Source organism: Nonomuraea angiospora, from assembly GCF_014873145.1.
Taxonomy (GTDB): Bacteria; Actinomycetota; Actinomycetes; order Streptosporangiales; family Streptosporangiaceae; genus Nonomuraea; species Nonomuraea angiospora.
This window is the reverse complement of sequence record NZ_JADBEK010000001.1, coordinates 3,680,996-3,706,575: the sequence shown is the minus strand read 5'-3', so window position 1 is coordinate 3,706,575 and position 25,580 is coordinate 3,680,996. Positions and strand designations below refer to the sequence as shown.

General features: G+C 71.8%; 23 protein-coding genes and 3 tRNA genes. 17 read left to right on the top strand and 9 right to left on the bottom strand.

The window, feature by feature from the left end:
• Positions 1 to 27: 27 nt before the first annotated feature.
• Complete coding sequence (locus H4W80_RS16880; RefSeq protein WP_192785965.1) at positions 28 to 1,653, top strand: ABC-F family ATP-binding cassette domain-containing protein; 1,626 nt, start codon at positions 28 to 30, stop codon at positions 1,651 to 1,653.
• Complete coding sequence (locus H4W80_RS16875) at positions 1,646 to 3,373, top strand: ABC-F family ATP-binding cassette domain-containing protein (RefSeq protein ID WP_192785964.1); 1,728 nt, start codon at positions 1,646 to 1,648, stop codon at positions 3,371 to 3,373. Before H4W80_RS16880 ends, H4W80_RS16875 begins: the two co-directional genes overlap by 8 nt.
• A gap of 46 nt (positions 3,374 to 3,419) precedes the next feature.
• Here the strand turns inward: H4W80_RS16875 and H4W80_RS16870 are convergent.
• From H4W80_RS16870 to H4W80_RS16855, 4 genes are all read right to left on the bottom strand, one after another.
• Positions 3,420 to 3,494: transfer RNA gene (locus H4W80_RS16870), tRNA-Val, on the bottom strand.
• Between the two features lie 4 nt (positions 3,495 to 3,498).
• Positions 3,499 to 3,569: transfer RNA gene (locus tag H4W80_RS16865), tRNA-Cys, on the bottom strand.
• A 16-nt stretch (positions 3,570 to 3,585) separates the two neighbouring features.
• Positions 3,586 to 3,657 (bottom strand) — tRNA-Gly (locus H4W80_RS16860).
• Between the two features lie 65 nt (positions 3,658 to 3,722).
• Entirely contained in the window at positions 3,723 to 4,358 is a 636-nt protein-coding gene (locus tag H4W80_RS16855) for an ACT domain-containing protein (RefSeq protein WP_192785963.1), read from the bottom strand.
• Between the two features lie 73 nt (positions 4,359 to 4,431).
• Here H4W80_RS16855 and dusB point away from each other — a divergent pair, with 73 nt between their 5' ends.
• Entirely contained in the window at positions 4,432 to 5,550 is a 1,119-nt protein-coding gene (gene dusB, locus H4W80_RS16850) for a tRNA dihydrouridine synthase DusB (protein ID WP_318786905.1), read from the top strand.
• A gap of 15 nt (positions 5,551 to 5,565) precedes the next feature.
• On the opposite strand, the gene H4W80_RS16845 is transcribed toward dusB, so the two are convergent.
• Together H4W80_RS16845 and H4W80_RS16840 are read right to left on the bottom strand one after the other, a co-directional pair.
• Positions 5,566 to 6,585: an alpha/beta hydrolase gene (locus tag H4W80_RS16845; RefSeq protein WP_225963488.1), complete on the bottom strand. Its 1,020-nt coding sequence runs from the start codon at positions 6,583 to 6,585 to the stop codon at positions 5,566 to 5,568.
• 132 nt (positions 6,586 to 6,717) lie between these two features.
• The gene (locus H4W80_RS16840) at positions 6,718 to 7,497 is read right to left on the bottom strand and encodes a phytanoyl-CoA dioxygenase family protein (protein ID WP_192785962.1); all 780 of its coding nucleotides are present in this window, start codon (positions 7,495 to 7,497) and stop codon (positions 6,718 to 6,720) included.
• 56 nt (positions 7,498 to 7,553) lie between these two features.
• Here H4W80_RS16840 and H4W80_RS16835 point away from each other — a divergent pair, with 56 nt between their 5' ends.
• Positions 7,554 to 8,435 carry a helix-turn-helix domain-containing protein gene (locus H4W80_RS16835; RefSeq protein WP_225963487.1) on the top strand — a complete coding sequence of 294 codons (882 nt, stop codon included), beginning with the start codon at positions 7,554 to 7,556 and terminating at the stop codon, positions 8,433 to 8,435.
• A gap of 164 nt (positions 8,436 to 8,599) precedes the next feature.
• Positions 8,600 to 11,359 (top strand): helix-turn-helix transcriptional regulator, encoded by a 2,760-nt coding sequence (locus tag H4W80_RS63605; protein WP_192785960.1) that lies wholly within the window; start codon positions 8,600 to 8,602, stop codon positions 11,357 to 11,359.
• Here H4W80_RS63605 and H4W80_RS16825 read toward each other — a convergent pair.
• Entirely contained in the window at positions 11,319 to 11,882 is a 564-nt protein-coding gene (locus tag H4W80_RS16825) for a ferritin-like domain-containing protein (protein ID WP_192785959.1), read from the bottom strand. The two genes, H4W80_RS63605 and H4W80_RS16825, sit on opposite strands and share 41 nt — an antisense overlap.
• A 175-nt stretch (positions 11,883 to 12,057) precedes the next feature.
• Here H4W80_RS16825 and H4W80_RS16820 point away from each other — a divergent pair, with 175 nt between their 5' ends.
• Genes H4W80_RS16820 through H4W80_RS16790 form a run of 7 tightly spaced genes read left to right on the top strand, consistent with a single transcriptional unit; the run spans position 12,058 to position 17,362 of the window.
• Positions 12,058 to 12,363 (top strand): putative quinol monooxygenase, encoded by a 306-nt coding sequence (locus tag H4W80_RS16820; protein ID WP_192785958.1) that lies wholly within the window; start codon positions 12,058 to 12,060, stop codon positions 12,361 to 12,363.
• A 14-nt stretch (positions 12,364 to 12,377) separates the two neighbouring features.
• A complete protein-coding gene (locus H4W80_RS16815; RefSeq protein WP_192785957.1) occupies positions 12,378 to 13,316 on the top strand; it encodes an alpha/beta hydrolase in 939 nt (312 codons plus the stop codon).
• Complete coding sequence (locus tag H4W80_RS16810; RefSeq protein ID WP_192785956.1) at positions 13,313 to 13,459, top strand: hypothetical protein; 147 nt, start codon at positions 13,313 to 13,315, stop codon at positions 13,457 to 13,459. Before H4W80_RS16815 ends, H4W80_RS16810 begins: the two co-directional genes overlap by 4 nt.
• Positions 13,460 to 13,461: 2 nt before the next feature.
• Positions 13,462 to 13,785: a hypothetical protein gene (locus tag H4W80_RS16805; protein WP_192785955.1), complete on the top strand. Its 324-nt coding sequence runs from the start codon at positions 13,462 to 13,464 to the stop codon at positions 13,783 to 13,785.
• A 27-nt stretch (positions 13,786 to 13,812) separates the two neighbouring features.
• Complete coding sequence (locus H4W80_RS16800) at positions 13,813 to 14,355, top strand: (2Fe-2S)-binding protein (protein ID WP_192785954.1); 543 nt, start codon at positions 13,813 to 13,815, stop codon at positions 14,353 to 14,355.
• Entirely contained in the window at positions 14,352 to 15,311 is a 960-nt protein-coding gene (locus H4W80_RS16795) for an FAD binding domain-containing protein (protein WP_192785953.1), read from the top strand. The genes H4W80_RS16800 and H4W80_RS16795 overlap by 4 nt, the downstream gene beginning before the upstream one ends.
• The gene (locus H4W80_RS16790) at positions 15,308 to 17,362 is read left to right on the top strand and encodes a xanthine dehydrogenase family protein molybdopterin-binding subunit (RefSeq protein WP_192785952.1); all 2,055 of its coding nucleotides are present in this window, start codon (positions 15,308 to 15,310) and stop codon (positions 17,360 to 17,362) included. Before H4W80_RS16795 ends, H4W80_RS16790 begins: the two co-directional genes overlap by 4 nt.
• Here H4W80_RS16790 and H4W80_RS16785 read toward each other — a convergent pair.
• A complete protein-coding gene (locus H4W80_RS16785; RefSeq protein ID WP_225963486.1) occupies positions 17,316 to 18,236 on the bottom strand; it encodes an AraC family transcriptional regulator in 921 nt (306 codons plus the stop codon). The genes H4W80_RS16790 and H4W80_RS16785 overlap by 47 nt on opposite strands.
• A 100-nt stretch (positions 18,237 to 18,336) precedes the next feature.
• Entirely contained in the window at positions 18,337 to 19,491 is a 1,155-nt protein-coding gene (locus H4W80_RS16780) for an ROK family transcriptional regulator (protein WP_192785951.1), read from the bottom strand.
• Positions 19,492 to 19,657: 166 nt separating this feature from the next.
• Here H4W80_RS16780 and H4W80_RS16775 point away from each other — a divergent pair, with 166 nt between their 5' ends.
• From H4W80_RS16775 to H4W80_RS16755, 5 genes are read left to right on the top strand one after another with little or no spacing between them, the layout of a single operon-like run.
• On the top strand, positions 19,658 to 20,959 hold the full coding sequence (locus H4W80_RS16775; RefSeq protein ID WP_192785950.1) for a glycoside hydrolase family 36 protein: 1,302 nt from the start codon (positions 19,658 to 19,660) through the stop codon (positions 20,957 to 20,959).
• Positions 20,956 to 21,882 (top strand): carbohydrate ABC transporter permease, encoded by a 927-nt coding sequence (locus H4W80_RS16770; RefSeq protein WP_318786904.1) that lies wholly within the window; start codon positions 20,956 to 20,958, stop codon positions 21,880 to 21,882. The genes H4W80_RS16775 and H4W80_RS16770 overlap by 4 nt, the downstream gene beginning before the upstream one ends.
• 16 nt (positions 21,883 to 21,898) lie before the next feature.
• Positions 21,899 to 22,708, top strand: a complete 810-nt coding sequence (locus H4W80_RS16765; protein WP_192785949.1) for a carbohydrate ABC transporter permease — start codon at positions 21,899 to 21,901, stop codon at positions 22,706 to 22,708.
• A 14-nt stretch (positions 22,709 to 22,722) separates the two neighbouring features.
• A complete protein-coding gene (locus H4W80_RS16760) occupies positions 22,723 to 24,024 on the top strand; it encodes an ABC transporter substrate-binding protein (protein ID WP_192785948.1) in 1,302 nt (433 codons plus the stop codon).
• 9 nt (positions 24,025 to 24,033) lie between these two features.
• Complete coding sequence (locus tag H4W80_RS16755) at positions 24,034 to 25,578, top strand: alkaline phosphatase D family protein (RefSeq protein ID WP_192785947.1); 1,545 nt, start codon at positions 24,034 to 24,036, stop codon at positions 25,576 to 25,578.
• Positions 25,579 to 25,580 lie beyond the last annotated feature (2 nt).

The following is a 25,580-nucleotide window of genomic DNA, read 5'->3' as shown; positions in this document are numbered from 1 at the left end:
CCGCGTTCTCTCACGAGGTCTTCTCGCATGTCCGACGCGTTCATCATCTGCTCCAGCCTGTCCTTTTCCTGGCCTGACGACACGCCCGTCTTCAGCGACCTGTCCTTCACCGTGGGCGGCGGCCGTACGGGCCTCGTCGCGCCGAACGGCGCGGGCAAGAGCACGCTGCTCAAGCTGATCGCCGGCGAGTACCGGCCCGGCGGCGGGAGCGTGTCCGTCGGCGGGCTGCTCGGTTACCTGCCGCAGAGCCTGCCCCTCGCCGGCGACCTGACCGTGGCCGAGGTCCTCGGCATCGCGCCGGTGATCGCCGCGCTGGACGCCATCGAGTCGGGCGACGCCAGTGAGGAGCACTTCACCACGATCGGCAACGACTGGGACATCGAGGAGCGCACCCGCGCCCAGCTCGACCGGCTCGGGCTCGGCGATCTCGGGTTCGACCGCACGCTGCGGACGCTGAGCGGCGGCCAGGTCGTCTCGCTCGGCCTGGCCGCGCAGCTGCTCAAGCGGCCCGACGTCCTGCTGCTCGACGAGCCGACGAACAACCTCGACCTGGCCGCCCGCCGCCGGCTCTACGACGTGCTCGGCGACTGGAACGGCTGCCTGCTCGTGGTCAGCCACGATCGCGCGCTGCTCGACCGGATGGACCGCATCGCCGAGCTCGACCGGGGCGAGGTCCGCTTCTACGGCGGCGACTTCACCGCGTACGAGGAGGCCGTCCGCGCCGAGCAGGAGGCCGCCGAGCGGAACGTGCGCAGCGCCGAGCAGGAGCTCAAGCGCGAGAAGCGGGAGCTGCAACAGGCCCGCGAGCGCGCCGACCGCCGGGCGAGCAACGCCGCCCGCAACCTCAAGAGCGCCGGGCTGCCGCGCATCTTCGCCGGGAACATGAAACGGGGCGCCCAGGAGTCGGCCGGGCGGGCGGGCCAGATGCACGCCGCCCGCGTCAGCGACGCCAAGGCCAGGCTCGACGAGGCCGGGCGGGCGCTGCGCGACGACCAGAAGATCACCCTGGAGCTGCCGGGCACGAACGTGCCCGCAGGACGCACGGTCTTCCACGGCGAGCAGTTGCAGGCCCGCGGCCTGTTCGCCGAGCCGGGCATCGACCTGACGGTCCGCGGGCCCGAACGCATCGCGCTGACCGGCCCCAACGGCGCGGGCAAGTCGACCCTGCTCCGCCTGATCAGCGGCGACCTGTCGCCCGACGGCGGCACGACCAGGCGGGCCGACGGCCGGGTCGCCTACCTGTCGCAGCGGCTCGACCTGCTCGACGTCGAGCGCACCGTGGCCGAGAACCTGGCCGCGTTCGCCCCCCGCATGCCGGAGGCGGAGCGGATGAACCTGCTCGCCCGCTTCCTGTTCCGCGGCGCCCGCGCCCACCTGCCGGTGGGCGTGCTGTCGGGCGGCGAACGGCTGCGCGCCACGCTGGCCTGCGTGCTCTGCGCCGATCCGGCGCCCCAGCTCCTGCTGCTCGACGAGCCCACCAACAACCTCGACCTGGTCAGCGTGGGGCAGCTGGAAAGCGCGCTCGGCTCGTACGAGGGGGCGTTCGTGGTGGTCAGCCACGACGAGCGGTTCCTGGCGGAGATCGGGGTGGAGCGCTGGCTGGAGCTGTCCGGCGGCCGGCTGCTGGAGACCGGAGGGCCCGCCGGTGAGTGACGCGCTGCTCGCCCGCGACCTCGTACGGACGCTGGGCACGCGGCGCGTGCTCGACGGCGTCACCCTCACCGCCGCCCCCGGCCGCCGGATCGGGCTGATCGGCGAGAACGGCGCGGGCAAGTCCACCCTGCTGCGGCTGCTGGCGGGGGTGGACCAGCCCGACTCCGGCACCGTCGTCCGCCCCGCCGACCTCGGCTTCCTGCGCCAGGAGCTGCCGTTCGACGGCGAGGCCACGGTCGCCGACGTGCTCGACGACGCCCTGCGCGAGGCGCGCGCGGACCTGGCCGAGCTCGACCGGCTCACCCGGGCGCTCGCCGGCGCCCCGGACGACGCCGCGCTGCTCGAAGCGTACGGGGCCCGGCTCGACCAGGCGCAACAGCGCGAGTCCTGGGACGCCGACCGGCGCGCGGAGATCGTCCTCGACCGGCTCGGCCTGGGCGGCGTGCCGCGTTCCCGCGCGCTCGCGTCGCTGTCGGGCGGGCAGCGCGGGCGGCTCGCCCTGGCGGCGCTGCTCATCAGGCGGCCCGCCGCGCTGCTGCTCGACGAGCCCACCAACCACCTGGACGACGACGCCGCGGTGTTCGTGGAGGAGCAGTTGCGCGGCATGGCCGGGGTCGTGGTCGTGGCCAGCCACGACCGGGCGTTCCTGGACGCGGTCTGCACGGACCTGGTCGACCTCGACCCCGCGGTGGACGGGCCCGTCCGGTACGGGGGCGGGTACGGCGCGTACCTGGCCGAGAAGCGGGCCGAGCGGGAGCGCTGGGAGCAGCGGCACGTGGCCGAGCAGGCCGAACTCGGGGAGCTGCGCCGGGCCGTCGCGGTGACGGCGCGGCGGGTGGCGCCGGACGGGCTGCGGCGCGACAACGAGAAGATGGGGTACGGGCACCGCGGCGGGCGGGTGCAGAGCCAGATCTCGCGCAGGGTGCGCAACGCCGCCCGGCGGCTGGCCGAGCTCGAACGCGACCAGGTCCCCCCGCCCCCGGCACCGCTGCGCTTCCACGCTCCCGCCCTGACCACCCGCACGCCGCAGGACACGGCTCCGGACCTGATCACCTGCGCGCCGGAGGATGCCGCTCAGGCCCTGACCACCTGCGCGCCGGAGGACGTTGCTCCTGCGCTGGGCGCCCGCCCGCCGCAAGACGCCGCCTCCGTTCCGCCCCTGCTGGCGTTGCGGGACGTGCGGGTGCCGGGGCGGCTCGCGATCGACCGGCTCGACGTCTCGCCCGGGGAGCGCCTGCTGGTCACCGGGCCGAACGGGGCGGGCAAGTCGACGCTCCTGGCGGTGCTGGCCGGCCGGCTCGACGCGGAGGGCGAGGTGCGGCGGCGGCGCGGCCTGACCGTCGGGCTGCTGGCCCAGGACACCGTGTTCGAGCGGCCGGACCGCACGGTGCGGGAGACGTACGAGCTGGCGCTGGGGGCGGAGCGCGCCGAGTCCGTGCCGCTGCGCTCACTCGGCCTGATCGGCCGGCGGGACGTGGACCTGCGGGTGGGCGAGCTGTCCGTCGGCCAGCGCCGGCGGCTCGCGCTGGCGCTGCTGGTGGCGGACCCGCCGGAGGTGCTCCTGCTCGACGAGCCCACCAACCACCTCTCGCCCCGCCTCTCCGACGAACTGGAGGAGGCGATGGGCGCGGCAGGCCCCGGCGCGATAGTGATCGCCAGCCACGACCGGTGGTTGCGAGCGCGCTGGCAGGGCCGTCACGTCCGGCTCGGCGACTCCTGAAGACGACAGAGCCCCAGGCGCCTGTGGCGACCTGGGGCCCTTATCGTGGTGGACGATACTGGGATTGAACCAGTGACCTCTTCCGTGTCAGGGAAGCGCTCTCCCGCTGAGCTAATCGTCCGCAGAGCTGGAGACGGGATTTGAACCCGTGTGGACGGCTTTGCAGGCCGCTGCCTCGCCTCTCGGCCACTCCAGCGAGTCAAATCTCTCCGAGCGGAAGACGGGATTCGAACCCGCGACCCTCACCTTGGCAAGGTGATGCTCTACCACTGAGCCACTTCCGCGTTGCTGCCTGCACAACTCTAGCGCCTCCGCCGACCGGATGGTCACGCGTAGCGGTGGAGTGCGGCTATTTGCGGAGCTGGCGGGCCACGCTCCGCTCCGTGGCGGGCAGGCTGAGGAAGATCTCCAGGATGCGGGTGAGGCGGTGGACCTCGATGCGGTGGAAGGCGGGGCCTTCCGAGCGGGCCAGGAGGAGGGAGATGGCCAGGGGCGGCAGCGGGGCGTGGATGACGTGCAGCCCCTCCTCCAGGGTGAGGGCCGTCGGGCGGGACGGGGTCTCCTCCGGGACGACCAGGTCCTTCGGGGCGCGCCAGCTCGCGTAGAGGACGCGCCGGTCGGCCGTCGTGGCGGCCCAGTCGGCGCTGAAGAGGACCGGGAGCGAGTCGACGAGCGTGGTGAGCGCCCGGTCGCCCGCCGTGGTGATGTACTTGAGGATCTCCAGCTCAGGGTAGGTGCCCGGGGCCTCCCGGGTGGTCCAGATGCCCTCGACCGCCACGCCCTCCACCGTCTCCAGGCTCTTGACCAGCGACTGTCTGGGCGTGCTCTCCGCGCAGAAGACCGTGATGTCGTCGACGGCCTGGCCGGCGCCCCGGTCGAGCACGGTCACCTGCGTGATGTCGGCCCCCGACGCCCCCAGGACCTTGGTCACCTGTGCGAGCGAACCCGGCTTGTCGGGCAGCGCCACCCGTACGCGAAGAAGCATCCATCCCTCCCCTGAAGATGCGATTAATAGCCTATCCGCGAATACCGGTTACGGCCTGACCTGCGCTACAACTGTGGGAGTGAAGATTGGGCCGATTGGGGTTTGGCCGCCCGTGGTGCTGGCGCCGATGGCGGGCATCACGAACGCGCCGTTCCGGGTGCTGTGCAGGGAGCAGGGCGCGGGCCTGTTCGTCTGCGAGATGATCACGACGCGCGGGCTGGTCGAGCGCAATCCGAAGACGCTGCGGATGATCAGGTTCGCGGAGTCGGAGCGGCCCAGGAGCATCCAGCTGTACGGGGTGGATCCCGACATCGTGGGGCGGGCGGTCAAGATGATCGCCGAGGAGGACCTGGCCGATCACATCGACCTCAACTTCGGCTGCCCCGTTCCCAAGGTGACCAGGCGCGGGGGCGGGTCCGCGCTGCCGTACAAGAGGAACCTGCTGCGGCGGATCCTGCGGGAGGCGGTGGCCGGCGCGGGGTCGTTGCCCGTCACGATGAAGATGCGCAAGGGGATCGACGACGACCATCTGACGTATCTCGACGCGGGGCGGATCGCGGCCGAGGAGGGTGTCGCGGCGATCGCGCTGCACGCCCGTACGGCCAAGCAGCACTACGGGGGCGTGGCCGACTGGGAGGCCATCGCCCGGCTGAAGGAGGCCGTGCCGGAGATCCCCGTGCTGGGCAACGGCGACATCTGGTGCGCCGACGACGCCCTGCGCATGGTGGCGCGCACCGGCTGCGACGGCGTGGTGGTCGGGCGGGGCTGCCTGGGGCGGCCGTGGCTGTTCAAGGACCTGGAGAACGCGTTCAACGGCAGCCCCGAGCGGGCCCGGCCCACGCTCGGCGAGGTCGCCGAGGTGATGGCCAGGCACGCCGAGGGGCTGACCGAGTGCTTCGACATCGAGCGCTACGCCGTCGCCGACTTCCGCAAGCACGTCGGGTGGTATCTGAAGGGGTTCACGGTCGGGAGCGAGCTGCGGCGGGAGCTGGCCACGGCCGAGTCGCTCGACGGGCTGCGCGAGGGGCTGGCGAAGCTGGAGCACGACCAGCCGTGGCCGCCGAACACCGACACGCCCCGGGGGAAGTCGGGGGAGCGGGCCAAGGTGCTGCTGCCGGACGGGTGGCTGGACGACCCCTGGGACTGCGTGATCCCCGACGGCGACGCGGAGTCCGACATCTCCGGCGGCTGACCCCGTTGCGCGGGTTCAGCCGATGTTCCGCCTGACCCAGTCGAGGGCCTGGGCGGATGAGGCCGGGGCGGTGCGGTGCAGGGTGAGGACGTGGCCGGTGCCGGGGATCACCGTCGCCTCCAGCGGGGTGTCGGGGTACCAGCGCTTCTGCTGTGCCCGCAGGGCCGCCGTGCTCGTGCAGTCCGTGGCGCCCTCGCCGCAGAGCAGCCGGTCGTGCCGGCCGACCATGATCATGGTGGGTACGCGGATGAGGTGGTTGTCGGAGACGGGCGGGAGGGACTCCAGGAACGTGTCGGGTTCCTTGGTCGCCTCGTCAGCGGCGATGACGGCGGGCCGCGCGCCCGGCCGGTGGTAGAACCAGTCGCCGCGGGTGCCGGGGCGGGTGGTGTAGTACGCCTCGTCCAACCGGCGCGCGGCCAGGCGCGGGTCCTGGGCGGCCGGGTGGATGGCCCCGGCGAACTCCTCGAAGGCGCGCTCGTTGGGGGTGCTGGACTCGCCGGTCAGGATGATGCCGTCCAGCGCGTCCGGATGGCGGATCTGGACGCCGCGGATGATCGAGGAGCCGATGGAGTTGCCCACGCCGACGACGCGCGTGTAGCGCCGCCCGTCGAGCTTGCCCTGGCGGGCGGCGAGCACCACCTGGTGGAGCGACGCCTGGTGGCTGTCCGGCCGCAGGACGGCCCCGGACGGCCAGGAGCTGCGTCCGGATCCGAGCCGGTCGAGGGCCAGGACGGCGTACCCGCCCCGCACCATGGTCTCGGCGAACGAGGGCCCGTCTCCGCCGCGTCGTAGCCAGTAGGACCGGTCGTACGTGCCGCCGGGGACGAGGATCTGGATCGCCCGGGCGGCGCCGCGGGGGCGGCAGAGGGTGCCGGCCATCCGCTGGTCCAGTGGGCCGCCCGCGGTGAGCGGCACGGCCACGGAGATCTGCTCGCAGCGTGGGGGGCCGGAGTCGGCCGCCGCGGCTCCCGTCCCGGCCGCCAATGCCGCGATCACGGTCATGCCCGCGGTCCCGGCCCGCCACTTCGCCGTCATGTTCACACTTCGTCCTCTCGCGCACGCCGCTGTCGTACGGCGTACCGTACAGCATACGGTACGACGGGCGTGCGGCGACCAGGACGGGAGCGGAGGCGGGCGCGCTCCGCTCGCCGCGTCGTGAGGCCGCTTCTAGTGCGGGCCGGTGATCTCGGTGCCGCAGGGGCCGCCGCCCACGGACGCCTCCAGCCGGACGGGTTCGCCCGACATCGTGAGCGTCGGGTAGTACTCGGCGATCCGCTCGGCCGAGCGGCCCACGTAATGGCAGATGAAGCTGCGCCTGAAGCGGTCGGCCGTGCTGTTGGGCTCCGAGCCGTGGACCAGGCTGCCGTTGAAGAACAGCACGTCCCCGGGCTCCATGTCCACCGGCACCTTCGCCAGGCCGGGCGGCGGCGGCACGTACTCCCGGGTGAAGGAGATGTCCTGGTCCGCCTCCTCGGGGCAGAACAGGTCCATGAGATGCGTCCCCGGCACGACCTCCAGGCCGCCGTTGGCCCGGTCCACCTTGTCGAGCGCCACCCAGGCGGCCACGCACGTGCCCGGCTCGACCCGGAGGTAGAAGTTGTCCTGGTGCAGCGCCTGGCCCCTGGCGCCCGGCGGCTTGAAGTAGAACATGCTCTGGGCTGCTATCGGCTCCTCGCCCAGGAGGTCGCGGAGAATCGCGGCGATGCGCGTGTCGAGCAGATACCGCAGGGCCAGGTCGTTCACCTGATGAGGGTGCATGATCCGCGGGTAGTCACGGAGGATGTCGTACGGCCGGCCGGGTTCCTGCGGCTGCGGGGCGAAGTGACCCGGGATCGGCCCCTTGGCGTGCAGCGCCATGAACTCGTCGCGCAGCCCGGCCACCTCGTCCGGGGCGAGGAGACCGGGCACCAGCACGTAGCCCTGATCGTGGAAGTCGTTGAGCCTCATGTTTCCCACGCTAGAGACCGGGATCGTGCAACGGTATGCCTGTGACCGCTGAGGACATGTCTGTTCCTGCTGCCGAGCTGACGATCGTCGGCCACTACGACCAGGCGGCCGGGTACGCCACGCGCCGCCCGGCCGGGTCGCTGAGCTGGCTGCTGCTGTGGACGGAGGCGGGGGCGGGGTTCGTGGCGCAGGGCGGGGCGTCGTTCGAGGTCCGGGCGGGGGACCTGGCGGTGCTCGGGTCCGGGGTGCCGCAGTACTACCGGGTGCTGCCGGGGGCGGAGCGGTGGCGGTTCTGGTGGGTGCACTTCCAGCCCCGGCCCTCGTGGGCGGCCTGGCTGGGGCCGTTCGCCCGGGGCGACGGGTGCCATCTGGTCGGGGGCGTGCCGGTGGGCGTGCGCGGGCGGATGGGGCTGGCGTTCGAGCGCGCGCTCCAGGACGCCCGATGGGTGCCGGGCGCGCCCCTGCCCGACGCGTTCCGTCCCGAGACGCGGGTGCCCGCCGTCGTCCTGGCGGGGCCGGTGCGCGAGCTGGTGCTGGGGGCCGTCGAGGAGGCGATCGTCCTGGCCACCGCCTCCGCCCGGCCGGAGGGGGCGCGGCGGCCGGACGAGGGCGACGAGCGGGTACGCCGGGCGCTCGCGCTCATCGCCGCCGAGCCGGGCGCGCCGCACTCGGTCACCTCGCTCGCGCGTGCCGTCGCGCTCTCGCCGTCCCGCTTCGCCCACCTGTTCGCCGCCGAGACCGGGCGCAGCCCGATGCGGGCCGTCCGCGAAGCGCGGGTGCGGCACGCCGCGAGCCTGCTGGAGGTGACGGACCTGGACGTGGGGCAGGTGGCCGCGGCGTCCGGCTTCGTCAGCCCGTTCCACTTCAGCCGGGCCTTCAGCCGCGAGTACGGCCTGCCGCCCCGCGACTACCGCGCCCGCCGGCGCTCGCCCTCCTGACCCGCGGTGGGATGGCTTGCTCGATGGTCGCGATCCCTTGCCCGATCCCGCCTTCCTGGAGGAGAGGGGCGGAAGCAGACCTTGAGGGGGATCGCGGGACGGATATGCTCGCGGCAGCCTGTATCCGGACCTGGTGAGGCACTGATCGACGCCGTGAGGTATCCGTGGCCAGCAACGCGCTCTTCGGCCGCCGCGCCGAGCTCGAACAGCTGTCCGGCTTTCTCGACGCGGCTCGGCGGCATGGCGACGCGCGGCTGATGTGGGGTGATCCCGGTATCGGCAAGTCCGCCCTCCTGGCCGCCGCCGCCGAGCTGGCCGTCACGTCGGGGATGCGCGTGCTGCGAGCGTCCGGGTCCGAGTTCGAAGCCGACGTCAGCTACTCCTGCCTCAATCAGCTGCTCCTGCCGGTCGAAGCCGACATCCGGCGCCTGCCGCCGGAGCTTCGGGAGGCATTGTCGGTGGCGCTGGGATTCGGCGTCGGCGCGCCCGCGGACGCGCTGCTGGTCTGCAACGCCGCGCTCCTGCTCGTCAAGGGGGTCGCCGCTGAGACGCCGCTCGCCCTCCTCGTGGACGACGTCCAATGGATCGACCGGGCCAGCGCCGTCGTGCTGGGATTCGTCGCCCGCCGCCTGGAAGGCGTTCGGGCCGGGCTGGTGATCTCCGCCAGGACGGGGGCAGTGAGCTCCTCGGCGCCGCGAGGGTTGACCGAGATGGTCGTTCAGCCACTGGATTGGGAGGCGGCAGGTCAGCTGGTCGACGTCAACTTCCCGGATATGCCGGTGCGGGTCAGGAAACGGCTGCTCGACCTCGCACAGGGCAATCCGCTGGCATTGACGGAACTGCCGTCGACGCTGCTGGGCGCGACGCATCCCGCGGTGGCGCACTCGGAGGTGGTCCCGCTCAGCGATCGACTCCAGGCGATGTTCGCCGCGCGGATCGCCGACCTGCCGGAATCGACCCGCAGAATGCTCCTGCTGGCCACGTTCGAGGGCACCGGCGACGTGCGGGTGCTCAGGGCCGCCCTGGCGGATGAGGCCGGACTGGCCGACCTCGCCCCCGCCGAGCGGGCGCAGCTGGTACGCGTGGACGACGCCACGGCACGGATCGCGTTCCGTCATCCGCTGATCCGGTCGGCGATCGTGGCGGGGTCCACGCACGAGGAGCGCCGGACCGCGCACGTCGCCCTCGCCGGTGCCCTGACGGGTGACCAGGAACGTCGCGCGTGGCACCTCGCCGCGGCCGCCGCCGGCCCCGACGAGACGGTGGCGGCGCTGCTGGAGGATTCAGCGCATCGCATCATGCTTCGCGGTGACGCGTTCGCCGCGGTCGCCGCGCTGATCCGCGCCGCCGAGCTGAGCGTGACGAGCGCCGATCGGGGCCGTCGGCTCTCTGAGGCCGCCTACATCGGCGCCGAGGCGAGCGGATCGATCGACGACGCGAAGACGCTGCTGACCGATGCGCGGCGGGCGGCTCCGGATTCCACCGGCTCGCTCCACGCGGCCAACGCGGCCGCGTTCCTGATGCTCAACGGGGACGGCGACGTCGCCACCGCGCACCGGCTTCTGGTCGGCGCCATCGAGACCGCGGAGCACGGCTACCGGGCCGAGGATCCCGCGCTCATCGAGGCCATGCACACGCTGATGCTGTTGTGCTGGTACGGCAGCGCCCCGGAGTACTGGGAGCCGTTCTACCGAGCGTTGCAGAGGCTGCAGCCACGACCGCCCGACGTGCTGTCGCTGGCGAGCCAGACCTTCCCCGACCCGGTCCGCACAGGGGCGCCGGCGCTGGTGAGCAGCCAGGCCATCCTCGGCACTCTCGCGGACGAAACCGACCCGACCCGGATCATGCGGGTCGGCACGGCCTCGGTCTATCTGGATCGCCTGGGTGATTGCCGGGAGTCCTCGTGGCGGCTGGTCCAGCAGGGACGAGAGGGAGGAGCGCCCCGCCGGCACCTCGGCGCCCTCATGCACCTGTGTCTGGACGACTACCTTGTCGGCCGGTGGGACGAGGCCGAGGAACTCGCTCGTGAGGGACAGCAGGTCTGTGATGCCAGCGGCTTCTCCTTCTTCGCGTGGTACTTCCTGTACAACAGGGCCGTCCTCGCCGCCGGACGGGGACGCTTCGACGAGGCGTACGCGCTCGCTGACGAGATCACCCACTGGGCGCTGCCGCGCGGGGTGACGGCCGCGGCCCTTTTCGCCCAGCATCCGCGTGCTCTCGCCGCGCTGGGCCAGGGAGATTTCGACGCCGCCTTCCACCACGCTGCCGCGATGAGCCCGCCCGGTGTCCTTGCCTCGCATGTGCCTCACTGCACGTGGGTCATGCTCGACCTCGTCGAGGCGGCGGTGCGGACAGGGCGGATGGTCGAAGCCAGGGCGCATGTCGAGGCGATGCGGGCCGCCGACGTGGCCGGGTTGTCGACCCGGATGACGCTGGTTCAGGCGGCGGCGGAGTTCGTCGTGTCCGATGACGACGGGGCGAGGACGCGGCTGGAGTCGCTGCTGTCGGGCCACGTGGCGGAACGGTGGCTGTGGGACGCCTGCCGCATCCGGCTCGTCCTCGGCGAGAGGCTCCGTCGTGCCAGATCGGCGTCGCAGGCGCGCCGTCAGCTTCTCATCGCGCGTGACGGCTTCGCCGCGATGGCCGCCGGACCCTGGGTCGAGCGTGCGCAGAGCGAGCTGCGCGCCGCCGGATACCGGCCGGCCGAGGCATCGCCGGGCGGGCCGGTCGCCCTGACCTCGCAGGAGTTGCAGATCGCCGAGCTGGCGGCGAGCGGTCTGACCAACAAACAGATCGCGGAGCGGCTCTACCTGTCGCACCGGACGGTGGGCGCGCACCTGTACCGCATCTTTCCCAAGCTTGGCGTCACCTCTCGCGCGGGGCTCAGGGATGCGCTCTCTCCGGGTTCTGAAGCCCCGCGCTGAGCTCGCCGGCCTGCGCCTCCTTGTCCTCCAGCAGCCGCTCCAGCAGGCGCCGGGTGGTGGGATCGTCGGCCCCGACCCAGCGCACCGCCTCCTGCAACGACTGGATGAGGATCCGCGCTCCCACGAGGTCCTGCGTCACGATGCCGGTGAGATCGCCGTCCTGGAACGTCTGGAAGGTGATGCGCGACCACGCGGGCAGGTGCCGCGGATCATGACCGGCGGTGAACCCGAGCTGTGCGATGCGGGTCGCGAGCAGCCGCGCGCCGGCGCGGTCACGGTCGGCGCAGCCGTACAGGAACTCCGCGACCGGCCGGTGTGACGGCCCGCGGACGAGCAGTGCGTGCTGCTCGTACTGCAACGAGGACACGATCATGCTGGCCAGCAACACGTTCAGCAGGTGCGCGACCGCTTTCAGCTCGGCCCGGTTCGACGGTGTGACCGGACCGTCGTCCAGGTCGAACAGTGCCCGGTCCCGGACCTCGCGCATGCGCAGGACAGCCGGCGGCTCTGGAGGACTCGTCACGTGTCGATGCTCGGGCACGGGCCCGAGCCGTGCATCTGTCAAATGACCTAACCGCATCGGCGGTTAAGTCATCGGCCGCCATGGGCGCTTGGGGCGGGAGTCGGATGACTGATGTGGCCCGGCTGGGCGGCGCCGACAGTGGAGTGCGACGAGCTTCACCACTGAGGAGAATCCCATGACCATCAGCCACGGCTTCCGTGCCGCCATGACCGCGCAGCCCGGCAGGGGCGACGACCTGGTCGCGGCCCTGCTGGACGCGCCATCCCTGCCGAACGAGGACTGCGTCGTCTTCCTGGTCGGCCGCTCGGCCGGCGATCCGGACACCGTTTACGTCACCGAGGGCTGGGTCAGCCAGGAGGCCCACGCCGGGTTCTTCGCGACGGAGCCGGCTCAGGCGTTCGTCGCAGTCCTGCAACCGCTGCTGGCCGGCGAGGCGCAGTACGTCGACGAGGTCCCCGTCGGTGGCAAGGCCGCCCTGTGAACGAGGAGACCACCATGGCCCGTCCCGGCCTCGACCCCGAGCTGCGCGCGCTCCTCGCCGACCTGCCGCTCATGTCCGGGCTCGACGCCGGGGTGCTCGCCCAGCTGCGCCGGCTGCCGTCCACGCCGCTCGACGCGGTCCTCCACGGCCGCGCCGCCGGCCACCGCGAGATCACCACCCCCGTCCCGCTGTCGATCTTCACTCCGGCCCGGACCGATCACGCGCCGACTCCGTGCGTCTACTGGGTCCACGGCGGCGGCATGGTCATGGGAGACCGCTTCTCGCAGATCGACATCCCCCTGGACTGGCTCGACCTGTTCGGCGCCACCGTCGTCTCCGTGGAGTACCGGCTGGCGCCCGAGAGCACCGGCATGACCCCGGTCGAGGACTGCTATCGGGGCCTGCTCTGGGTCGCTGAGCACGCCGGCGAGCTGGGCATCGACCCGAGCCGCATCATCGTCGCGGGAGCCAGCGCCGGGGGCGGCCTGGCCGCCGGGCTCACCCTGATGGCCCGTGACCGTGGCGCGCCCTCGATCGCCGCGCAGGTGCTGATCTGTCCCATGCTCGATCACCGCAACCTCACCACCTCCAGCCGCCAGTTCTCCGGCGAGCCCGGCGTCTGGACCCGCGAGATGAACGAGTTCGGCTGGCGATCGGTCATCGGCCGCGGGGAGGTGTCCGGCTACATGTCCCCCGCGATCGCCGACGACCTGTCCGGCCTGCCGACCGCCTACATCGATGCCGGAACGGCCGAGGTGTTCCGCGACGAGGACGTCGCGTACGCCACCCGGATCTGGGCCGCCGGCGGCCAGGCGGAACTGCACATCTGGGCGGGCGGCTGCCACGGCTTCGACGCGCTGTATCCGGGGGCTCGGATCTCGGTCGCGGCCCGCCGTACCAGGAACGACTGGCTCGCCCGGGTCCTGGGGCCGGCGCCCGGAGACGTCCGGTGAGCGCCCACGACCGCGCCGCGTTCCTGCACGAGTTCGTGCGCGCCCCCTTCACCGTCGGCGCGGTGGCGCCGAGCGGCGAGCCGCTGGCCGGCCTGATCACCGCGCCCGTGCCGCGGAGCGCGGCCACCACCTCGCGGACGTGATCGTGAGCGGGCTGCCCTGGGCGGCGTTCGCCCCGAGCCGGCAGTACGACCTGCTCGACGCCCTCACCGGCGCGCTCGCCCCGCACGGCGCGTTCACCACGTTCGCGTACACGCACGCGCGGTGGGCTCCGCCGGCCCGGCGGCTACGGCGGTCCCTGGGCGGGCGGTTCGAGGAGGTCGTGGTCAGCCGGACGGTGTGGGGCAACGTGCCGCCCGCGTTCGTCTACTTCTGCCACAGGCCCCGTGTCCCGAGAGCACCCGCCACGCGAGCAGGAATGGGCAAGGACGCGCGAGCTTTGGGGATCGTCCGCCCGCCGCAGGACTGATTACGTAGCCCAGAGAAAGGAAGGACGATGACAAACCACCACCGCAGCGTGATATCGCTGCAGGTCAACGGCGCGCCGCACCGGTTGAGCGTCGACAATCGCACGACGCTGCTGGACGCGTTGCGCGAGGACATCGGCCACACCGGACCCAAGAAGGGCTGCGACCACGGCCAGTGCGGCGCGTGCACCGTGCTCCTCGACGGCAGGCGGGTGGTGTCCTGCCTGACGTTGGCGGTGGCCGCCGAGGGCGAGGAGATCACGACCGTCGAGGGGCTGGCCGGTGACGGCGAACTGCTGCCGCTTCAGCAGGCGTTCATCAGGCTCGACGGCTTCCAGTGCGGATATTGCACGTCCGGGCAGCTCTGCTCGGCCGTCGGGATGCTGGCCGAGCACGCCGCGGGCTGGCCCAGCGCGGCCGGCGCCGACGTGTCCCCGGACGGCCCGGCGCCGGTGCTGGACGCGGCGGAGGTGCGCGAGCGGATGAGCGGCAACCTGTGCCGCTGCGGCGCTTACCCGTCGATCGTGCGCGCCGTGCTCGAGACGGCGGCCCAGGAGGAGATCGCGGGATGAAGGAGTTCGCCTACGAGCGCCCGGCGGACGTCCGTGACGCGTTGATCGCAGCCGACGGCGGCGGCCGGTACCTGGGCGGCGGCACCAACCTCGTCGATCTGATGAAGGAGGGGGTGGAGGCTCCCACGAGGCTGGTCGACGTACGGCGGCTGCCGCTCGCCGGCGTCAGCGAGGCGCCGGACGGCGGGCTGGTCATCGGCGCCACGACGACCAACAGCGACCTCGCCGCCCACCCCGAGGTACGGCGGCGCTACCCGGCGCTGAGCCAGGCGGTGCTGGCCGGAGCGTCCGGCCAGCTGCGCAACATGGCCACGGTGGGCGGCAACCTGCTGCAGCGGACCCGGTGCGCCTACTTCGCCGCGCAGGTGTGCAACAAGCGGGTCCCCGGCACCGGGTGTCCCGCGATCGCCGGGGAGCACCACAACCACGCCATCCTCGGCTGGACCCGCAGCTGCGTGGCCACCCATCCCTCCGACATGGCGGTGGCGATGCTGGCGTTCGACGCCGTCGTACGCTACGAGACGCTCGACGGCCCCGGCGAGATCCCGCTGGAGGACTTCTACCCGCCCGTCGGGGACACTCCGCACCGCGAGACGGCGCTGCCGCAGGGAGCATTGATCACCGCGGTGGCCCTGCCGGGCAGCGCGGTGTCCCCGAGATCGCGCTACCGGAAGGTCCGCGAGCGCGCGTCCTACGCCTTCGCCACCGTTTCCATCGCGGCGGGGCTCGACCTGGACGCAGGCTCGGTTCGGATCGCTCTCGGCGGGGTCGCCTCGCGGCCCTGGCGCGCCCGGACCGCCGAGGCCTTCCTGCTGGAGGGCCCCCTCACGCCTGAGGCGTTCCGGGCCGCCGCCGATGCCGAACTCGCCGCCGCCGAACCGCTGCCCGGCAACGGCTACAAGGTGAGGCTGGCCGGCAATCTCATCGAGACCGTGCTGAAGGAGCTCCGGCCATGAACGCAGTAGGGGTCGCGCAGCCGCGGATCGAGGGCCGGGACAAGGTTACCGGTGCCGCCCGCTACGCCGCCGACGTGCCCGTACCAGGCCTGGCCTTCGGCGCGGTCGTCCTGGCCACCGTGTCCCGCGGCCGCGTCCGCGACATCAACGTCTCCGCCGTCCAGGACATGCCCGGCGTGCTGGGCGTGATCGACCACAGGAACGCGCCTCGCCTCGACCCGAAGGCGGGGGGCTTCTTCGGCCCGGACGGCCAGCTGCAGCTGTTGCAGGACGAGGTGATCCCCTTCGCCGGCCGGCCCGTCGCGCTCGTCGTCGCCGAGACGCTCGAGCTGGCCCAGGCGGCGGCCGAGGCGCTGCCGGTGACCTACGACGAGGAGCCGCACGACACGGTCTTCACCGCCGATCATCCGGCGGGCCGTCCGGCGGCGACGCTCTTCGACGAGCCCGTGAACGTCGGCGACGTGGAGGCGGAGCTCGCCGCGGCCTCGGTGGTGATCGACGAGCGATACCGTACGCCCGAGGAGCACTGCAGCGCCATGGAGCCGCACTCGGCGACCGCGTGGTGGGAGGGTGAGCGGCTGGAGGCGATCGACTCCAACCAGGGGCCGTTCACCGTGGCCGTCACCCTTGCCACGCTGTTCTCGTTGAGCCCGGATCAGGTGCACATCCGTACCGAGCACGTCGGCGGCGGCTTCGGGTCCAAGGGACTCTGCGGTCCGCAGCTGATCCTGGCCGCGATGGCCGGGCGGCTGTTCGGCCGGCCCGTGCGGGTCACGCTCACCCGCGCCCAGGTGTTCCTGGCGACCGCGATGCGGCCGGCGACCGATCAGCTGATCCGGATCGGCGCCGATGCCGACGGCCGCCTGCGGGCGATCTGGCACGAGCCGGCCTTCGAGATCTCGACGTTGGCGGAGTACATCGAGGGCTGCACAGAGCTCACCAAGACGCTCTACGCGGCGCGCGCCATCCGTACCCGGCTCACGGCGGTTCCGCTCGACATCCTGCCGCCGTACTCGATGAGGGGACCGGGCGCCGCGCCCGGGTCGTTCGCTCTCGAATCGGCCATGGACGAGCTGGCGGAGCGGCTGGGCATGGATCCGCTCGAGCTGCGGCTACGCAACGAGCCGGTGGCCGGTCCCGTGTCCGGCCTGCCGTTCAGCAGCCGCAATCTGGTCGCGTGCCTGCGCGAAGGCGCCCGCAGGTTCGGCTGGGACACGCGTGATCATCGGCCGCGCCTGCGGCGGGAGGGAGCTCTGCTGGTCGGCACCGGACTGGCCGCCTCGTCCTTCAGCGCCGGGGCCTTCCCCTCGTCGGCCACGATCACCGCCGAGACGGACGGGACCTTCACGGTGGCCATCGGCGCCACCGACCTCGGCACCGGCGCGCGCACCGCGCTGACCGCGATCGCCGCCGACGCGCTGAAGGTCGGCACGGAGCGGATCCGCCTCAGGATCTCCGACAGCGGCCTCGGTCCCGTCTGGAGCGCGGGCGGATCCCGGGGGACCACGTCCTGGGCCTGGGCGATCACCGAGGCCGCGGAGAAGCTGCGCGGCCAGGGGTACGGCGGGACGGTCACGGCCGACACCACCCGGTCGCTCGGCGACCTCCCGTCCCGTGAACGGCATGCCTACAGCGCCGTCTTCGCCGAAGTGACCGTCGACCCGGTGACCGGCGAGGTGCGCGTGCGCCGGTTGCTCGGGATGTTCGCCGCCGGCCGGGTGGTCAACCCGCTCATGGCCCGCAGCCAGGTCATCGGCGGGATGATCGGCGGGCTCTCCATGGCGCTGCACGAAGAGGGCCTTCGCGATCCGGTTTCCGGCCGGCACGTCAACGCGGACTTCGCCGGCTACCATATCGCCGCGCATGCCGATGTGCCCGACATCGAAGCCGATTTCGTGCCCGACTACGAGCCCGGCATCCCCATGGGCGTCAAGGGCGTCGGTGAGATCGGCAACGTCGGTACGGCCGCCGCGATCGCGAACGCCGTCTGGCACGCCACCGGGGTCAGACAGAGATCCCTGCCGATCCGTCTCGACCGCGTGCTGGAGTGAGGAGCTTGGCGTCCTGGCTCGGCGGCGCACCGAACTGGCGACGGTATTCGCGGCTGAACTGCGACGGGCTGTCGTAGCCGACGCGACGGCTGACGGCGGCGATGTCACCCGGGGCCGCGGCGAGCTGGAGCCGCGCCTGCTGGAGGCGGATCTGCTTCTGGAACTGGATCGGGCTCATCGCGGTGGCGGCGCGGAAATTGCGGTAGAAGGCGGAGGCGCTCATCCCCGCGAGTCTGGCCACGTCCTCGACGCTGAATGGCTGCGCGTAGTGGTCGCGGATCCACTGGACCGCGCGGGCGACATGGCTCAGGCTGCTGTCGGGAAGCCCGAACTGGCGCACGATCGCGCCCTGATCGCTGGTGATCAGCCGCCAGAGGATCTCCCGTTTGATGAGCGGCGCGAGGACGGCGATGTCGCTGGGCCGGTCGAGCAGGCGCAGCAGGCGGACGACGGCGTCGAGGAGCTCGGCGGAGGCGGTGCTGATCGTCAGGGCGGGCGGCGCGTCGTCGTCGAGCTCCGGCAGGTCGTCCGGCGCCGCCTGCAGCAACACCTCCGCGATGGCCGCCGGACGCAGGGTCAGCCCGACCCCGAGCCCGGGTCGTTCAGGACCAGCCTGCGCGAAATGGGCGGTCACCGGGAGGTCGACCGAGGCGACGAGATACTGCCCCTCTCGGTACTCGTACAGGTGGTCGCCCAGCGCGAACCGTTTCGTGCCTTGAGCGACGACCGCCAGTACTTTGCCGTAGGTCGTCGGCGTCGGGGGCTGGGGGCGCTCGGCCTTGAAGATCAGGACATCGTCGATGGGGGTCCTGAGATCGGGGCGAGCATGGCGGAGGAGGAGGTCGCGCAGCTCGTCGAGGGCCATGAACCCCATCCAAACACCGCGCGACGTCCGACGACAACCGGGCAGGATGCCGATGCGGCCTCCTTCCGCCCCACCGGCGCGCGCTGCCGTCCGTCGGTGCCGGGGCGTGTCAGCGGGTGACCGGGAGGGGGCCCTTGTCGGGGGTGAAGAGCTGGTCGTCGAGGTGGTCCACCGCGTAGTCGATGGCCCCCACCACCACGCACTCGTCCCCCAGCGTGGACGCCCGCACCTCCGGCATCCGCATACACGTGCGCTCCAGCCGCTCCCGCAGCCGCCCCAGCAGCACGTCGGAGGAGCGGGAGAAGCCGCCGCCCAGCACCACCATCTGCGGGTCCAGGATGAGCACCATCGCGGCCGTGCCCACCGCGAGGTCGTCCACGTAACGCTCGACGGCGGCCAGCGCCACCGGGTCCCCGTTGCGGGCGGCGGCCAGCGTCCACCCGGCCGCGTCCTCGGGCGGAGTGCCCTCGGGGAGGGACGGGCAGGTGTTGAGGTGCTCGGCGGGGTCGAACCAGCGGGCCTCGGGCAGCATGGAGATCTCCCCGGCCGCCGCCCCGAACCCCCTGTGCACCTTCCCGCCGATGATCAGCCCGGCTCCCATGCGCCGGCCGACGTGCATGAACACCACGTCCCTGGCGCCCTTGGCGACCCCTCGCCGGGTCTCGGCCATGGCGGCCAGGCGGCTGTCGTTCTCGATGAGGATCTGGCAGGGGAACATCTCGCGCAACTTGCCCGCGAGGTCGAGGTCGCGCCAGGCGGGCACGGCGGCCGAGTAGATGACGCGCCCCTCCACGTCGATCACGCCGACCGTGCCGACCGAGATCATCCACAGGTCGGAGACCGACGTGCGGCTGAGCGCCAGGCAGCCGGAGACGGCGCGTTCGATCGCCGCCAGGCGCTCCTCGATCGGGTCGTCGGGCAGCACCGGCTGCCGGGTCTCGGCGAGGATCTCGCCGTCCAGGTCGGACAGGGCGGCGCGGATGTTGTGACCCCCTATGTCCACCCCGACCAGGTAGCCGCTGTCGGCGCGGAAGCGGTAGCGGCGGGCCGGTCGGCCCATCGTGCCGGGGCTCGGCGGCACCTCCTCCACCCAGCCCAGGCCCATGAGCTCGTCGGTGACCTCCTTCATGGACGGCCGGGACAGGCCGGTGCGCTCGGCGAGCGCCGACAGGGTGAGCGGCCCCGCCCTGCGCAGCTCTCGGATGGCCGTCAGCGAGTTGAGCTGCCGCAGCCGGGACAGGTCGCCGCCGCGAACGTCCGCCATCGCCGTCCTTAAGTAGGTCTCCTCTGTAACCAGAGATTATGCCAGCGATTGACGGCTGTACGCGCCCCCTCTACTTGCCGTTATAGCGGCAAAAATCCGTCATTGACCCCGCCGGAGAGCCGGTGCTACTAATGAAGCGCTCCTTCGTAAGTCGAGAGGATTGAGGATGTCGTTCGAAGACATCGGCGAGATCAGGTGCGGCCCTGGCGAGGCGCGGGTGTTCGAGCACGGCTGGCAGTCGTGGAGCCCCACCGGCGCGTACCGCCTGACGGACACCCCGCCCCGGCCCGCCGACGAGACCATCCAGATCCTCGCTTACCGCCCCGAGACCCCCGTCCCCCAGGGGGCCTTCCAGGGCGAAGGGCTGCTGGCCGTCGAGCCGGGCGACGGCTCCGTCGAGCTCTGGTCCGCGCCGAGCCCCCTCCAGGTGCCCTCGATCAGGGCGCGTGAGGAGGGCGGCCGCCTGGTGATCTCAGCCGACGGCCCGGTACGCCACCACCGCGCCGAAGGCGGCCTGGACCAGGCCCTGCGCGACTGGGCGGACACCATGACGGAGAAGCGGGCGTTCCCCGCCGTCCCGCCCATGTGGTGCACCTGGTACGGCTACTGGGACAAGGTCACCGACGCCGACGTCATCGACAACCTCCAGCGCTCCGAACGCCTCGGCCTGGGCGCCGACATGTTCCTCATCGACGACGGCTACGAGGCCGAGATCGGCGACTGGCTGGAGGGGCGGCCGGAGTTCGGCTCGCTGGCGCGGGCCGTGGACGCCGTCACGGGCGCCGGGCGGCGGGCCGGGATCTGGACCGCGCCGTTCCTCGTCGGCCACCGCAGCCGGACCTTCCGCGAGCACCCCGACTGGCTGGTCCGGGACGCGTACGCCGGGCGCATGTGGGACCAGGAGCTGGCCGTGCTCGACGTCACCAACCCGGCGGCGGTCGAGCATCTCGTGGACGTCTTCCGCACGTTCAGGGCCATGGGCATCAGCCACTTCAAGCTCGACTTCATCTATGCCGGAGCCCTCGCGGGCGGGCGGCACGAGGACCTCGACCCGATCGCCGCGTACCGGCGCGGCCTGGAGCTGATCCGCCGGGGCGCGGGCGCGGACGCCACCCTGCACGGGTGCGGCGCGCCCATGCTGCCCAGCATCGGCCTGGTGGACGTCATGCGGGTCAGCCCGGACATCGCGCCGACCCTGCAGCCCAAGTCCGGCGACATCAGCCAGCCGTCCCAGCTCGGCGCCCGGCTCACGGGCGCGGCCCGCGAGTTCCTGCACGCCCGCTGGTGGGTGAACGACCCCGACTGCATCATCCTGCGCCCCGAGGTGGAGGCGCGGGAGGAGTGGGCCGCGCACCTCGCCGGCACGGGCGGCCTGCGCGGGTCGAGCGACCCGATCGCGGCGCTGGACGACTGGGGCCTGGAGACGACCAGGCGTCTCATGGTCCCGACGGCGACGGACCCCTCGTGACCAGCCACGTCGCGCGGACCAGCCTGGTGGCGGACGTCAAGCCGGTCAGGAGGCGGGGGAGCGGCTGGCACGCCTACCTCTTCGTCGGCCCCAGCCTCTTCGGGGTGATCGCGTTCCTCCTGCTGCCGATGCTCATCGTGCTCGTCCTCAGCCTCTTCGACTGGGAGCTGCTCTCGTCCCCCGAGTTCGTCGGGCTGGACAACTACCGCCGCCTGGCGGGGGACGGGCAGGCGTGGCACTCGCTCGGGGTGACGGTCGCGTACGTCCTGCTGTGCATCCCGCTCCAGACCGTGCTCGCCCTGGCCCTCGCCATGCTGCTCAACCAGCGCATCAAGGGCGTCAGGTTCTACCGCTCGCTCTTCGTGGTCCCCTGGATGGCCACGCCCATCGTCCTCGCCCTGATCTGGAGCTGGATCTTCGACCCCCGCGAGGGCGCCATCAACAGCGCGCTCGCGCTGGTCGGCGTCACCGGCCCCGACTGGCTGTCCGACCCCACGTGGGCGCTGCCCGCCGTCGCGCTGGTCAGCATCTGGCAGTACACCGGCTACAACATGCTGTTCTTCCTGGCCGGGCTGCAGGGCATCCCGAAGGAGCTGCACGACGCGGCCGAGACCGACGGCGCGAGCCCGGCCCAGCGGTTCTGGCGGGTCACGCTGCCGCTGCTCAACCCCACGATGTTTTTTGTTAGCGTGACCAACCTGATCGGCGCCTTCCAGGTGTTCGACACGGTGTTCGCGATGACGGACGGCGGCCCCAGCCACACCACCGAGGTGCTGAACTTCCGGATCTACCAGACCGCGTTCAAGGAGTTCGACTTCGGCTACGCGGCCACGCTGTCGACGCTGCTCTTCCTGATCATCTTCCTGGTGACGATGGCGCAGGTCAGGTTCTTCGGCAAGCGCACCACCTACGACCTGAGCTGAGAGAGCTGAGAGACCCGTGGCCAAGCGAATCCTCCTGTACGCCGTGCTCGCCGTCGGTGCGTTCGTCTCCGTCTTCCCGTACCTGCTCGTGGTCCTGACCGCGTTCAAGACGCAGGGGCAGCTCAGCGAGACGGCCCCGTGGCTGCCGGGGCTGCCGCCGACCGTGGACAACCTGGCGAAGATGCTGGCCGGCGACTTCCCCCGCTACCTGCTCAACACGGCCGTGATGACGGCGCTGCTGACGGCCGGGCAGCTGGTGTTCACCACGTTCGCGGCGTACGCGTTCGCCCGGCTCCGGTTCAGGGGCAGGGACGCGCTGTTCTGGCTGTTCGTGGCCACGATGATGGTGCCCAGCGCCGTCACGATGATCCCGCTGTTCCTGATCATGCGGCAGCTCGACCTGGTCAACACCTGGTACGGCCTGCTCGCCCCGTACGTGCTCGGCACCCCGTACGGGATCTTCCTGATGCGGCAGTTCTTCAAGACCCTGCCCGCCGGCCTGGAGGAGGCGGCGCGGATCGACGGGGCGGGCCCGCTGACGATCCTCGTGCGCGTCATGCTTCCGCTGTGCCGCCCGGCGCTCGGCACGCTGGCGATCATCACCGTGATCTCGTCCTGGAACAGCTTCCTCTGGCCGCTGATCATCACCAGCGGCGACGACACCAAGGTCATCACGGTGGCCATCGCCACGCTCAAGCAGGGCATCGGCGTCGACTACAACCTCATGATGGCCGGCAGTCTGATCGCGCTGGTCCCGATGGTGGCCATCTTCGTCTTCTTCCAGAAGCACATCGTCAGATCCGTGGTCCTCACAGGTCTCAAGTAAGAAGAGGTCAGCGAATGTCGCACAACCCCCCGATTCGCTGGGCGCTGCTCGGCGCCGCCCTGCTCGCCCTCACCTCCTGCGGCTCGGGCTCGGGCGGCGGCGGGTCCGATCAGGTCACGTTGACGTACCGGCTCTGGGACGACCAGCAGAAGGCCGGCTACGAGAAGGTCATGGCGGCCTTCGAGAAGGCCAACCCCGGCATCCACGTCACCATCGAGCTGCTGCCGTACGACCAGTACTGGACGAAGCTCACCGCCGACGCCGTCGCGGGCACCGCGCCGGACGTCTTCTGGATGACCCCCACCCAGTTCCCCGAGTACGTCACCAAGGGCGTCCTGTCGCCGGTCCAGGTGGACGCGTCGAAGTACCACCAGACCGTCGTCGGCTCCTTCACCTACGAGAACAAGCTCTACGGCGTCCCGAAGGACTGGGGCACCGTCGGCCTGCTCTACAACAAGGACCTGTTCAAGCAGGCCGGCGTCGAGATGCCCGACAAGCTGACCTGGGCCAAGGACGGCACCGGCACCCTGCTCGACACCGCGCGCAAGCTCACCGTGGACGAGGCCGGCAAGCACCCCGGCGACGCGGGCTTCGACCCCGCCAAGGTCAAGACGTACGGCTTCGCCTCCTGGAACCACTACCAGACGCAGTGGATGAACTGGGTCAGCTCCAACGGCGGCAAGCTCGTCGACAAGCCCTTCGGCAAGTACGCCTTCAACGACCCGGCGTCGGTCGAGGCGCTGCAGTTCGGCGTGGATCTGGTCAACAAGCACCACGTCGCCCCGCCCGCCACCCAGACCAACCCGCCCACCGGCAAGATCACCGACATGTTCAAGGCGGGCAAGATCGCGATGTTCCCCGCCAACAACGCGCTGCTGCCGTTCGTGGCGCCGGAGGCCACGTTCGAGATGGGCGTCGCGGCCATGCCGGAGGGGCCGCAGGGCCGCTCGGTCAACCTGAACGGCCTGGCCGAGGCCGTCTACGCCAAGAGCAAGCACCCCAAGGAGGCCATGAAGCTGGCCGAATACCTCGGCACCGAGGAGCCGCAGAAGCTGATGGCCGACGGCGGCTACGTCTTCCCCGCGCTCAACGGCCTCAGCAAGGGCTACGTCGACTACTGGAAGGCCAAGAAGATCGACGTCACGCCCTTCGAGCAGGAGGCCTCGGGCTCGACCTTCCCGCTGCCGGTCACCACCGGCTTCACCGGCTTCGAGACCAAGCTCAACCAGATCTTCAACGAGATGTACCTCGGCAAGCTCACCCCCAAGGCCGCCGCCGACCAGGCCGTCGCCGAAGGCAACGCGACCGTCAAGTAAAGGACTCCCATGATCACCCGGCGTTCCCTGTTCGCCGGGGGCGCGAGCCTGGGCATTTCCGCCGCACTGGGTGCCGAACCCGTGCGCGCGGCCGTCCGCCGCGCCCCTCTGTCCGACCCCTTCCAGCTCGGCGTCGCCTCGGGCGAGCCCACGCCCGGCGGCGTGGTCCTGTGGACCCGGCTCGCCATGAACCCGGTCGCCCTCGACGGCCTCGGCGGCATGCCGGACCGCCCGGTGCCGGTCCAGTGGCAGCTCGCCAAGGACGAGAACTTCCGGCACCTCGTACGGCGCGGCGTCGAGGTCGCCCGCACCGACGCGGCCCACAGCGTGCACGTCGAGCTCGACGGCCTCCAGCCGGGCGCCGAGTACTTCTACCGCTTCAAGGCCGAGGGCGAGCTCAGCCCCGTCGGCCGCACCCTCACCGCCCCCGCCCCCGGCACCCGCAGCCGGGCGCTGAACCTGTCGTTCACCTCCTGCGCCGACTACCAGGTGGGCTGGTTCACCCCCTACCGCAGGATGGCCGAGGACCAGCCCGACCTGATCGCCTTCCTCGGCGACTACATCTACGAGTACGGCGACTACAAGTACCCGGTCCGCGACCAGGCCGGCGGCGAGTGCTTCGACCTGGCCGGATACCGGTTACGCCACGCCCAGCACAAGGCCGACCCCGAGTCGCAGCTGGCCCACGCCATCGCCCCCTGGGTCGTGGTGTGGGACGACCACGACATCGAGAACGCCTGGGCCGGCGACGTGCCCGAGCAGCCCGACCCGCCGTTCCTCGCCCGCCGCGCCGCCGCCTTCCAGGCGTACTACGAGAACATGCCGCTGCGCCGCGCCCAGAAGCCCGACGGGTCGGCGCTCAAGCTCTACCGCAGCATCCGCTGGGGCGCGGTGGCCAACCTGCACCTGCTCGACACGCGCCAGTACCGCGACCTGTACGCCTGCACCGGCAAGAGCGGCACCGTCGGCCCCGACTGCCTCGACCGCCTGGAGCCGAACCGCACGATCCTGGGCCGCGACCAGGAGAGCTGGCTGGACGGCGAGCTGAAGGGCTCGCGCGCCACCTGGGACCTGCTCGGCCAGCAGGTCTTCCTCATGGAGATGGACTGGACGAACGGCGAGGGCAAGGGCTACTCCAACGAGGGCTGGGACGGCTACGTCGCCTCCCGCAACCGCCTGACGGCCGCCATCGACACCTACAAGCGCAACGCCGTCGTGCTCACCGGCGACGTGCACAGCCACTGGGCCGGCGAGGTCAAGCGCGACCACCAGGACCCGGAGTCGAAGTCCGTGGCCGTCGAGCTGGTCACCACCTCGGTGACGAGCGCCGGCAACGGCCTGGACGAATACCCCAACACCCAGGTGCTGCTCGACGAGAACCCGCACGTGAAGTTCTTCAACGGCCGCCGGGGCTACGTGCGCACCAAGCTCACGCAGCAGGAGATGAAGGTCGACTTCCGGTCGCTGTCGCGCGTCACCGAGCCGTACGCCCCCGCCTACACCTCCGGCTCCTTCGTCATCGAGCCGGGCGCCGCCAGACTCAACCCCGCCTGACA

Coding starts and splice junctions, on each gene's coding strand:
- H4W80_RS16880 (WP_192785965.1), top strand. CDS start 28: ATGTCCGACGCGTTCATCATCTGCTCCAGCCTGTCCTTTTCCTGGCCT.
- H4W80_RS16855 (WP_192785963.1), bottom strand. CDS start 4,358: ATGCTTCTTCGCGTACGGGTGGCGCTGCCCGACAAGCCGGGTTCGCTC.
- H4W80_RS16845 (WP_225963488.1), bottom strand. CDS start 6,585: ATGACGGCGAAGTGGCGGGCCGGGACCGCGGGCATGACCGTGATCGCG.
- H4W80_RS16840 (WP_192785962.1), bottom strand. CDS start 7,497: ATGAGGCTCAACGACTTCCACGATCAGGGCTACGTGCTGGTGCCCGGT.
- H4W80_RS16835 (WP_225963487.1), top strand. CDS start 7,554: ATGTCTGTTCCTGCTGCCGAGCTGACGATCGTCGGCCACTACGACCAG.
- H4W80_RS16820 (WP_192785958.1), top strand. CDS start 12,058: ATGACCATCAGCCACGGCTTCCGTGCCGCCATGACCGCGCAGCCCGGC.
- H4W80_RS16815 (WP_192785957.1), top strand. CDS start 12,378: ATGGCCCGTCCCGGCCTCGACCCCGAGCTGCGCGCGCTCCTCGCCGAC.
- H4W80_RS16800 (WP_192785954.1), top strand. CDS start 13,813: ATGACAAACCACCACCGCAGCGTGATATCGCTGCAGGTCAACGGCGCG.
- H4W80_RS16795 (WP_192785953.1), top strand. CDS start 14,352: ATGAAGGAGTTCGCCTACGAGCGCCCGGCGGACGTCCGTGACGCGTTG.
- H4W80_RS16790 (WP_192785952.1), top strand. CDS start 15,308: ATGAACGCAGTAGGGGTCGCGCAGCCGCGGATCGAGGGCCGGGACAAG.
- H4W80_RS16785 (WP_225963486.1), bottom strand. CDS start 18,236: ATGGGGTTCATGGCCCTCGACGAGCTGCGCGACCTCCTCCTCCGCCAT.
- H4W80_RS16780 (WP_192785951.1), bottom strand. CDS start 19,491: ATGGCGGACGTTCGCGGCGGCGACCTGTCCCGGCTGCGGCAGCTCAAC.
- H4W80_RS16775 (WP_192785950.1), top strand. CDS start 19,658: ATGTCGTTCGAAGACATCGGCGAGATCAGGTGCGGCCCTGGCGAGGCG.
- H4W80_RS16760 (WP_192785948.1), top strand. CDS start 22,723: ATGTCGCACAACCCCCCGATTCGCTGGGCGCTGCTCGGCGCCGCCCTG.
- H4W80_RS16755 (WP_192785947.1), top strand. CDS start 24,034: ATGATCACCCGGCGTTCCCTGTTCGCCGGGGGCGCGAGCCTGGGCATT.